The sequence below is a fragment of the Corallococcus sp. AB030 genome, from assembly GCF_003668965.1.
GTDB classification, from domain to species: domain Bacteria; phylum Myxococcota; class Myxococcia; order Myxococcales; family Myxococcaceae; genus Corallococcus; species Corallococcus exiguus.
This window is the reverse complement of sequence record NZ_RAWQ01000096.1, coordinates 26,765-36,306: the sequence shown is the minus strand read 5'-3', so window position 1 is coordinate 36,306 and position 9,542 is coordinate 26,765. Positions and strand designations below refer to the sequence as shown.

The 9,542-nt window shown below is 70.6% G+C and carries 6 protein-coding genes; 2 read left to right on the top strand and 4 right to left on the bottom strand.

The features are described 5' to 3' along the window. Positions 1-152 precede the first annotated feature (152 nt). Genes D7Y15_RS22565 through D7Y15_RS22555 form a run of 3 tightly spaced genes read right to left on the bottom strand, consistent with a single transcriptional unit; the run spans position 153 to position 5,538 of the window. Positions 153-1,376, bottom strand: coding sequence for a hypothetical protein (locus tag D7Y15_RS22565; protein WP_121753869.1), 1,224 nt, complete (start codon positions 1,374-1,376; stop codon positions 153-155). After that, a complete protein-coding gene (locus tag D7Y15_RS22560) occupies positions 1,373-3,928 on the bottom strand; it encodes a TonB-dependent receptor (protein ID WP_169820562.1) in 2,556 nt (851 codons plus the stop codon). The genes D7Y15_RS22565 and D7Y15_RS22560 overlap by 4 nt, the downstream gene beginning before the upstream one ends. Next, positions 3,925-5,538 carry a serine/threonine-protein kinase gene (locus D7Y15_RS22555; RefSeq protein ID WP_121753868.1) on the bottom strand — a complete coding sequence of 538 codons (1,614 nt, stop codon included), beginning with the start codon at positions 5,536-5,538 and terminating at the stop codon, positions 3,925-3,927. The genes D7Y15_RS22560 and D7Y15_RS22555 overlap by 4 nt, the downstream gene beginning before the upstream one ends. A 289-nt stretch (positions 5,539-5,827) precedes the next feature. Here D7Y15_RS22555 and D7Y15_RS22550 point away from each other — a divergent pair, with 289 nt between their 5' ends. Together D7Y15_RS22550 and D7Y15_RS22545 are read left to right on the top strand one after the other, a co-directional pair. Next, positions 5,828-6,697, top strand: a complete 870-nt coding sequence (locus tag D7Y15_RS22550; RefSeq protein ID WP_121753867.1) for a cobalamin-binding protein — start codon at positions 5,828-5,830, stop codon at positions 6,695-6,697. Positions 6,698-6,739: 42 nt separating this feature from the next. Then, positions 6,740-8,674 (top strand): BamA/TamA family outer membrane protein, encoded by a 1,935-nt coding sequence (locus D7Y15_RS22545; RefSeq protein ID WP_120577116.1) that lies wholly within the window; start codon positions 6,740-6,742, stop codon positions 8,672-8,674. A 4-nt stretch (positions 8,675-8,678) separates the two neighbouring features. Here the strand turns inward: D7Y15_RS22545 and D7Y15_RS22540 are convergent, their stop codons facing one another. Next, on the bottom strand, positions 8,679-9,458 hold the full coding sequence (locus D7Y15_RS22540; protein ID WP_120577115.1) for a UPF0489 family protein: 780 nt from the start codon (positions 9,456-9,458) through the stop codon (positions 8,679-8,681). Between the last annotated feature and the right edge of the window lie 84 nt (positions 9,459-9,542).

Below are 9,542 nucleotides of genomic sequence, written 5' to 3'. Positions count from 1 at the left end.
GTTTCGGGGGTGGGGAGAGGGCCGACCTTCATCGGAATCAAAACCTCGGGGAGGAAACGCCTCCAGCGGCTCCGCCCATGGTCGCGGAAGGGCCCTGCGAAGTCAAAGCAACCAGGGCACCGCGCCGCGATTTCAGGAGGGCGAAAACGACCTCAGCGGACCTCCAACACGAAGGCCTGGGACTGCACGCCCGGCAGCCCCACGGCCTCCGCGAGCGCTGGGTCCAACTCGTTGGGCAGCCGCCACGTCTGACCCGTGGACTGCAGCAGGGTGACGCTGTAGCGACCCGGGGGCACGGCCGCGAGCGGCGCGGGCGCGGCGGGGTCGCGCGCGTCCAGAGCGAGTGCGCGGATGGCCACCACCAGCTGCGGAACGAAGACGGGCTGCGGGCGGGGCTTCCCTTGTTCGTCGAGCAGCGCGGCGAGCAGGGGATCAGGCGAAAGGCCCGCCGCCAGCACCGTCACGTCCGGCTTGCCGTCCTTGCCGCCGCTCACGCGCGCGTAGTCCACGCCCTCCTCGTCCACCACGCCGTCGCGGTTGAGGTCGTTCTCATCCACGTAGCCCGTCACGCCTTCCGCCAGCTTGCGGACGATGACGCGCGGCCAGAAGTCCGGCACGCCGTCGCCGTTGGCGTCGTCCGGGACGCCGTCCTTGTTGGCGTCAATCAGCTGCACCCAGAAGCCAGGAGGCCGCTGATCCACCGCGCCGGTGAGGACCTGCGGCGTGAGCGTCAGCGTCTTCAGGGGCGTGGTCGCGGTGTTGAACTCGCGCGGGTCCGCGGTCTGGAACGCCGGCCGGTCGAAGGGGACGGTGGCCGAGTCCGCGAAGGACACGGAGACACCGCTGAGCGGCTGGGGCCAGCCGTCCGCGTCCGTCGTCACTTCCAGGACGCGCGTGGCGCTGGTGATGGGGTCCACCGCGCCGCCGCCCACGTCGCCCGCGTTGGGCTCGGAGGTGACGCCGTACCAGGGGTTGAAGTCGGACACGTGGCAGGGCTGCGGGATGTTCCGGCAGGTGTCCGCGTCGATGAAGCCGCGCAGGAGGTAGCGGCCCGGCTCCACCAGGCTCAGTGAGAACGGCGCGGTGAACGGGCCCGTGGAGCTGTCACCCATGGCCGCGCCGAACAGCTCCGCGGCGGTGACGACGGTGAAGGCCAGCGGACGGCCGGAGCCCGCGGGCGGCGGCGGGTTGGCCGCGTCGTAGATGAACACGATGGCGTTGCCGCGCGCGCGCGACTGCACCACCAGGCTGCCCTCGATGCGGGCAGAGCGCGTGTGCTGGCGGCCGTCCGCGGTGGGCACCACGTCCGGGGCATCACAGCCGCCGGACAGCAGCGACGCGAGCGTGAACGCGAGGAAGGGAAGGGCGCGCTTCATGGGGTCACCGTGAGGTTGGCGAACACGCGCCGCTCGATGCGGTTGCCGAAGGGGTGCTCCGCGTGGCTGCCACCGAGCTGGCTGCCTTGCAGCGCCACGGAGACGAAGTCCTTCACCACGGTGTAGCCCACGCGGGCGTTGACGACGGTGTACGCGGGGAGGTTGTTGGCGATGAGGTCCACGCGCGTCGGGTCGGACGCGGAGGGCTCGCGCTCCACCCAGGTGGTGGAGGTCGTGAACGCCGCTTCGATGCCGAACTCCAGGTCCGTGCGCGTGCGGTAGGTGACGCCGCCGAAGAGGCGGAAGGCCGGCGTCTGGCTGCACGTGCCGCACTGGCCTTCGTCCGGCAGGTCGGAGCTGACGTGCTGGTACGCGGCGCTCGCCTTCACGCCCAGGCCGTCGATGGGGGACACGTTGATGCCCGCCTCGACGCCGCGCGCGGTGTAGATGGCGGCCTCGTTGGTGAACATGGAGCGGCCCAGCAGGTAGTTGCCGGTGCCGCTGTCGTAGGACTCGCCGGCGGGCAGGGGCTGCACGGGCGACAGGGCGATGAGGTCCTTCACCGTGTTCTGGTACAGGGCCACGTCCCAGTCCAGACCCAGGCGCGGGGACTCACCGCGCCAGCCCAGCTCCAGCGCGTTGAGGCGCTCGGGGCGCAGCGTCCGGTTGCCGGTGGTCAGCAGGCTCACGCCGTTGACGCCCGGCACGGGCACGGGCAGCCGGGTGTAGCTCTCCAGGAACGTGGGCTCGCGGAAGGCGGTGGCCACGGACGCGCGGAAGGCGTGCCCTTCAATGGGCTGGAACACCGCGGACAGGCGCGGCGACTGCGCGATGCCCGGGTTGCCCTTGTCGAGCAGCGGGTGGCGGTCCACGCGGTAGCTGACGATGAGGCGCAGGGGCTGCACGATGCGCCACTCGTCCTGGACGAAGGCCGCCGCGTGGAACTCCTCGCGCAGGTCGTCCAGGTACTGGAAGGCCACGCGCTTCAAGCGGCCCTCCACGCCGATGTTCACCTGGTGCTCACCGGCCAGCTCGAAGCCGCGCGCGTACAGCGCTTCACCGTTGAAGACGTTGGACGCGACGCTGGTGCTCAGCGAGCGCTGGCCAATGGCCTCGTACTGCGGGCCCGCGTCGCCGGACAGGTGGTTCCAGAACGCCTTGAGCTTCACTGCGCCCAGCTCCACGTCGGCCTTGGCGTACGCGCCCAGGCCGTCGATGTAGTAGTTGCGCAGCAGGCCCAGCGGATAGATTTCCGTCAGGTAGCGGTGCACGCCGCCGGAGAGGCCAATCGCCCGGCCCTCCTCGAAAGAGTAGACGGTGGACAGGTTGGCGCGAGCCCCGCGCTGCCCCAGGTCCGGATCCGCGGGCCCTTGCAGGGCGAAGTCCGGACGGCCGCTCTCGTAATCGCGGCTCCACTTGTCCTGCTGCTGGTAGGCGGCGGACGCGCGGTAGCGCAGGCTGCCGTTCTGGCCGTGGCTGACGAACGAGCCCTGCACGGTGTTGCCGCCGCCCGCCATGGCGCTGAAGCGCGCGCGCCGGCCGGTGCCGGGGGCCTGGGTAATGATGTTGATGACGCCCAGCATCGCGTTGGCGCCGTACAGCGCGCTGCCCGGACCGCGGATGACCTCGATGCGGTCGATCTCCTCCAGGCCGATGGGCAACCCCGCCCACACCGTGAGGCCGAGGAAGTCCTGGTACTCGGTGCGGCCGTCCACCAGCACCAGCACCTTGTTGGCCAGTCGCTGGTTGAAGCCGCGCAGGCTGACGTTGGCGCTGCCCACGCCCATGGCCATCACGTCCGCGCCGGGCACGCGGCGCAAGAGCTCCGGCAGCGTGGTGGCGCCCGACAGACGGATGTCCTCCGCGGTGATGACGGTGGTGGCGTTGGGCGCCTCCAGCGAGGACTGGGCGCGGCGGCTCGCCGTCACCACGCGCTCTTCGTACGGCACCAGGCCCTGGTCACCAGAGGTGTCGCCGGACTCGGCGCTGCCGCTGGAGCTGGCGGTGGGGCCGGGCGTGGCCGAGGGCTGCTGCGAGCCCTGGGGCTGGGCGGTGAGCGACTCCGCGCGGTTGACGGCCTTCTCCAGCCGCTCCATGAGCGTGGCCAGCTGCTGCTGGGCCTGGATGCTCGTGGGGGGCGGCGGCGGCATGGGCAGGCCGGTGGCGCCCGTCGTGCCGGTCTCGGTGCCGGGGGTGGGCGCCTCCGCCTGGGCCGCCTTCTGCGTGGACTCCAGGCGTGTGACCTGGGCCTGCACGTTGGCGGTGTCCGGCGGATTGGAGGCGAGGTAGCGCTTGTAGGCATCCAGCGCTTCGTCCAGCCGGCCCGCGTCCTGGTACGCCCGGGCGATGTTGTAGAGGACGCTGGGGTGCGGCTTGATGTTGTAGGCCTCTTCCAATTCGGCGATGCCCTCATCGAACTGCTTCTGTTCGATGAGGTTCATGCCATTGCGGAAGTGGCGGCGCGCTTCAAGTCGCGCGTCCGCCAGGGCCTCGGTCGCGCAAAGACACAGCGCGAGGAGCGCTCCACGTCGGAAGGCTGTCGGGGGATTCACTGGTACGGATCGTCCTTGTACGAGGAACCCGGAGCCTTGGGGGAAGGCTTCGGTCCCTGCTTCTTGATGCGCGGAAGCTTGATGGAGACGTTGACGGTGGTGCCCGGCTCGCCTGCGTACTTCTTGCTGACGGTCTGGTAGCCGTCCATCGCGAACGACACCTCCACGGACGCGAGGCCCGGGCCGTCAGGGGTGTGGGTGATGACCATCGGCGTCGTGCCACGCACCTGGCCGTCGAGCATGATCTCCGCGCCCTGGGGGTCGCTGTCCAGGTCGAAGCGCACGGTCCGGGGGGCGGCTGGCGGCGGCGTGACGGCGGTCTCCGCGACGGCCGTGGGCTCGCGAGCAGGGGGCGGCTGCGCGACGGGCGTGCGCGCCACGGGGGCGGACTCGACCGGATCCACCGGGGGCTTCTGGGAGCCGCGCAGCACGAAGATGCCCGCCACGCCCAGCCCCACGATCAGGGACGCGCCGAAGAGGGCGATGCCCAGACCCTTCCTGGACTTCTTCTCCGCGAGGCCACCGGCCTCGTCCACGGAGATGTCCAACGCCATGGTGTTGGGCGCGGGCGTGGGGCCGGAGCCCAGCGCCTGGTGGGGGCCGGTGTGGATGCCGCTGTGCGGACCGCTGTGGGGGCCGGAGCCCACCGCGTTGAGGCCGGTGCGCGTGGCGAAGACGCCGCTGACGCCGGACGCGGACGCGGCGGAGCGCATGCCCTGGAGCACGGCGTCCATGGACGCGTAGCGGTCCACGGGGCGCTTGGCCAGGCACTTCATCACCAGCGCCTCCACCTCGGCGGGCACGTTGTGGTCCGGCCACACGGTGTAGAAGGGAGGCGGCGGGTCGTTGATGTGCTTGACGATGACGTCGATGCTCTGCGCCGCCTGGAAGGGCGGCCGGCCCATCAGCACCTGGTAGAGCACCACGCCCAGGCTGTACACGTCGCTGCGCGGATCCGCGATGTTGCGCGCCTGCTCCGGCGCCATGTACTGCGGCGAGCCCAGGATGACGCCCGCCTGCGTGAGGGTGGTGTCCTCCTTCATGGAGGCGTCCCCCGAGAAGGACTTCACCAGGCCGAAGTCCAGGACCTTCACCACGTCGTGGTCGGCCTCCTGGTTGAGGACCATCACGTTGGCGGGCTTGAGGTCGCGGTGGATGAGACCGACCTTGTGCGCCTCGCGCAGCGAGCGGGCCACCTGCTGACCGATGGCGAGCGTGCGCTCCCACGGCAGCGGCCCTTCCTGGGTGAGCAGCTGCGACAGCGTCAGCCCCTCCAGGTACTCCATGGCGATGTAATAGATGCCGTCTTCCGTCTTGCCGTAGTCGATGACGGTGACGGTGTTCGGATGGCGCAGCTTCGCGGTGACGCTGGCCTCCAGGAAGAAGCGCTTCTGGAAGCCCGGGTCCTTGCCCTCGCCGCTGTACTGCGGGTTGAGGACCTTGAGCGCCACCAGGCGGTCCAACGGGGCCTGCATGGCCTTGTAGACGCGGCCCATGCCTCCGGCGCCAAGCGTCTCCAGGATGCGGAAGCGCTCGTTGAGGATCCGCCCGAGCAGGGGATCCGGCACGTCGGCGGGCGCGCCCTGGCGGCGGGCGTCGCTTTCGATCATGTGTTCCCCCAAGGTGAAGAGAAGGACCGCATACGTCGTTTCAGACCCGGCGGATGCTAGCACCGCCTTTGAAAACCGCCCAAGAGACGTGCCGCTATCATCGCCGCGCCCCGGCGCCGAGTTTCCGGCCCGCGAGGCACGCTCGCACTCCCGCACCTCCCGTGCGCATCGCGTCCCCCGTGGGGGTTGGAAAACGAGGAAATCAGCGTCCGTTGCCGCACAGTTCGTGGCAGCTGGTGCGTCGCGTCATCCCCGGTGACAGGGGCTCGGGCGGGTTAGGGTTTCCCGCATGAATGCCAGGCTGTCCTCGCTGTTGTCGTCGGCGCCGCGGTATCCGCGGCGGGTGGTGTGCCTGACGGAGGAGACGACGGAGGTGCTCTACCGCATTGGCGCGGGGGACCTGGTCGTCGGCGTGTCGGGGTTCACGGTGCGGCCTCCGGAGGCGCGCAAGAAGCCGAAGGTCAGCTCGTTCCTGGACGCGAACTTCGAGCGGATATTGGAGCTGAAGCCGGACCTGGTGCTGGGGTTCAGCGACCTGCAGGCGGACATCGGCCGGGAGCTGTGCAAGCGCGGGGTGCCCGTGTACCTGTTCAATCAGCGCTCGCTCGCGGAGATATTGCAGGCGGTGCGGCTCACGGGGGCGCTGGTGGGACGGGCGGAGCCCGCGGAGGCGCTGGCGGTGGAGCTGGAGAAGAACCTGGAGCGTCACTCGGACGCGGCGCAGTCCCTGCCGAAGCGGCCGCGCATCTTCTTCGAGGAGTGGCACGAGCCGCTCATCTCCGGCATCCGCTGGTGTTCGGAGCTGGTGGAGGTGGTGGGTGGGGTGGACGTCTGCCAGGAGTCGCGCGCGTCGCAGGGGGCGAAGGGCCGCATCTTCGACCCGGAGGAGGTGGCGAAGCGCGACCCGGAGGGCGTCATCGCCAGCTGGTGCGGGCGCAAGGCGAAGCGGGAGAAGATCGCCTCCCGGCCGGGTTGGGCCAACGTGCGGGCGGTGGTGGAGGACCAGCTCTACGAAGTGAGGAGCTCGTACATCCTCCAGCCGGGGCCGGCGGCGCTGTCGGACGGGGTGGATCAGCTGGCCCGCATCGTGGCGGCCATCGCGAAGGGGGAGAAGCTGCCCATGGCCCGGCCGGGAGACCTGCGCACCGCGCTGGGGTGAGTGGAGGCTGGCGGCAGGCGCGGCGCATGACAGGATGCGCGCGTGCCGCTCTCACTGCCCGTCCTGCTGGTCACCGTGCTCGTCGCGACGGGCACGTCGTCGGGGCAGACTCCTCCGAAGGAGGTTTCCGGCAAGCCACAGGACGTCGTGCCGCCAGATGCGCCGGTGCGCTCGCCGGACGTCGATCCGTCGGGCGTGTCGAACACGGACGTCGCGCCGCCGCCCCGCTCGGAAGAGGTGCCGGTGGGGCCGGCGGGCCCGCAGCCGCCCGTGGTCACCACGGACGCGGAGCGCACGAAGAACTACGAGGAGGCGCTCATCGCCTGGGGTCTGGGCGAGGTCGAGCGCCAGGTGGAGCCCGCGCCCCAGGGCAAGGTGCTGGAGGAGGTGCTCGTCACGGCGGAAGAGGTGGTCGCGCCGATGGATCCGTATCCATCGCTGCTCAACATCTTCCACGTCCGCACCCGCGATGAAGTCGTCCGCCAGGAGGTGCTGATTACGCCAGGGCAGCCGTACTCGGAGGCGCTCGTCGCGGAGTCGGTGCGCAACCTGCGCAAGCTGGGCCTGTTCTCCGTGGTGCGCGCGGTGCCGGTGAAGGGGAGTGCTCCGGACAAGGTCGCGCTGCTGCTGGTGACCAAGGACCTGTGGTCGCTGCGGCTCAACAACGAGTTCTCCGCAGTGGGCTCGCTGCTGCTCTACCTGCGCTTGCAGGGCACGGAGCAGAACTTCCTGGGGCGCGGCAAGAAGGTGGCGCTGGACTTCATCATGCGCCTGGACACGTTCAGCTTCGGCCAGAGCTACACGGACCGGCGTGTGCTCGGCAGCCGCTGGTCGCTGACGGAGTCCGCCGCGGTGCTCATCAACCGCGACACGGGGCGCGCGGAGGGTTCGCGCGGGAGCCTGGTCGTCAGCCGGCCGCTGTATTCGCTGGCCACGCCGTGGAGCCTGAGCACGTCCGTGGCGTGGAACATGGAGACCGCGCGGCAGTTCCGGGGCGCGGACATCTGGCAGCTCCCGTTCCCGGACGGCGAACCCGTGCCGTACATCTACAACGCGCGCGAGGTGGCCGCGGGCGCCACGTACACGCGCTCCTACGGCCAGCGCTACAAGTGGAACGTGGGCATGGGCGCGGGGGCCTATCACTACGCCTACGCCGCGCCGGTGGCGTCGCAGCTCACCGACGCGCAGACGGACTGGTTCCGCCGCAACTACCTGCCGCGCGCGGAGGACGCGGGGTACGCGAACTTCTCCCTCAGCGCCTTCGAGGCCCGCTACGACGTGCTTCGCAACGTGGACTCGTACGCGTTGTCGGAGGACTTCCAGTTGGGGCACTCGGTGCTGGCCACGCTGCGCTACGCGCCACCGGTGTTCCCGTCCGCCGCGCACTTCGCGGAAGGGGGACTGTCCCTGCGCTACCGCGTGCACTGGGGTGACGCGCTCACCACCGCGTCCGCGGCTGCGTCCATCCGGCAGCAGATCAGCGCCAGTCAGCCGGGCGTGAAGGAGGGCTGGACGAACCGCCGGTGGGCCGCGGAGCTGGTGCAGGTGTCGCCGCGCGTGCTCGGGGGGCGCTTCGTGGCGCGAGGCCTGCTGGACGTGAACATCGACGACCTGTCCGAGCGCGTGAGCCTGCTGGGCGGCAGCAACGGCCTGCGCGGCGCGGGTGTGGATGCGTACTCCGGCAGGCGGCTCTTGCTGGTGAATCTGGAGTACCGCACCGCGCCGCTCGTCGTGCGCACGGTGCACGTGGGCGGCGTGTTCTTCCTCGACTCGGGCAGCGCGTTCAACGAGCGGCCGGAGATGGTGACCACCGTCGGCGTGGGCCTGCGGGTGCTGTTCCCCCAGTTCAACGTGTTCCCGTTCCGCATCGACTTCGGCTACGTGCTCAACGGCGACCGTCCTCCCGTGGGCAGCCGCCTGTCGCTCAGCAGCGGGCAGGTGACGGACTACCGGCCCAACTTCCTCGACTCGCCCTGAGCCCTCAGGGAGGCTCGACGCGCAGCAGCTCGCGGAAGAGGACCTCCGCCACGTCGCGGAACAGCTCGCCGGACGCGAGCAGCCCGCCGCAGTGGTGGGGCTCGCGCGCGAGCGTCAGCGCCACCGCCTTGCCCAGCACCGCGTCCCAGAAGGGCTCCGAGTCGAGCGGCAGGAGGAACTCGCGGATGATGGCCTTCGGCCACGGCAGCACGGTGGTGGGGTCCGCGTCGCTCAAGCTGGTGAAGCAGTCCAGGTCCACGTCCAGCAGCACGGTGGACGCGGCCTCCAGCACGTCCCGCACCGCGTCCGTGGGGCCGGGGCGCAGGTATGCCTCCGCCGCTCGGTCCACGGTCGTCACCGACACGATGCGGTGCGAGCGTCCGCGCGCGTCCACGTAGGTGTCCCCGGCGAACGAGCCCCGGGGCCGGGTGCGCGCGATGATCAACGCGTCGCCCACGAGGTTCGCCTCCATCGCCGCGAGGATGTGGTCGTAGTTGCGCACGTCCAGCTTCCACCGCGCGTGTTCATCCAGCGCGCGCAGGCCGGCGGAGCGGTCCGGCATGTCCGCGGGGCGCTCTGGCACCACGATGTCCAGGTGCCGGTCCAGCGTGACGAGCAGGGCAGGGGGGCCCTCATCGCCCAGGGCACACGCCCACGCGGGCAGCGCGAGCCGATGCGGGTCGAACACATAGGCGTCCGTCGGACCGCGGCCTCCGCCCAGGCCCAGCCGCACCACCCCCGCGAGGCGCAGGTGGCGCAGGGCGTCGTCATTTTTCGAGTTCATGCGGGACGAAATCCCCTCCAGGCTCCGGCGTTCAGAGGATGTCCATCCTGCCGCGAAAGGAGCCCCGTCCCTCGGGGTTCAATC

Coding starts and splice junctions, on each gene's coding strand:
- D7Y15_RS22555 (WP_121753868.1), bottom strand. CDS start 5,538: ATGATCGAAAGCGACGCCCGCCGCCAGGGCGCGCCCGCCGACGTGCCG.
- D7Y15_RS22565 (WP_121753869.1), bottom strand. CDS start 1,376: ATGAAGCGCGCCCTTCCCTTCCTCGCGTTCACGCTCGCGTCGCTGCTG.
- D7Y15_RS22550 (WP_121753867.1), top strand. CDS start 5,828: ATGAATGCCAGGCTGTCCTCGCTGTTGTCGTCGGCGCCGCGGTATCCG.
- D7Y15_RS22540 (WP_120577115.1), bottom strand. CDS start 9,458: ATGAACTCGAAAAATGACGACGCCCTGCGCCACCTGCGCCTCGCGGGG.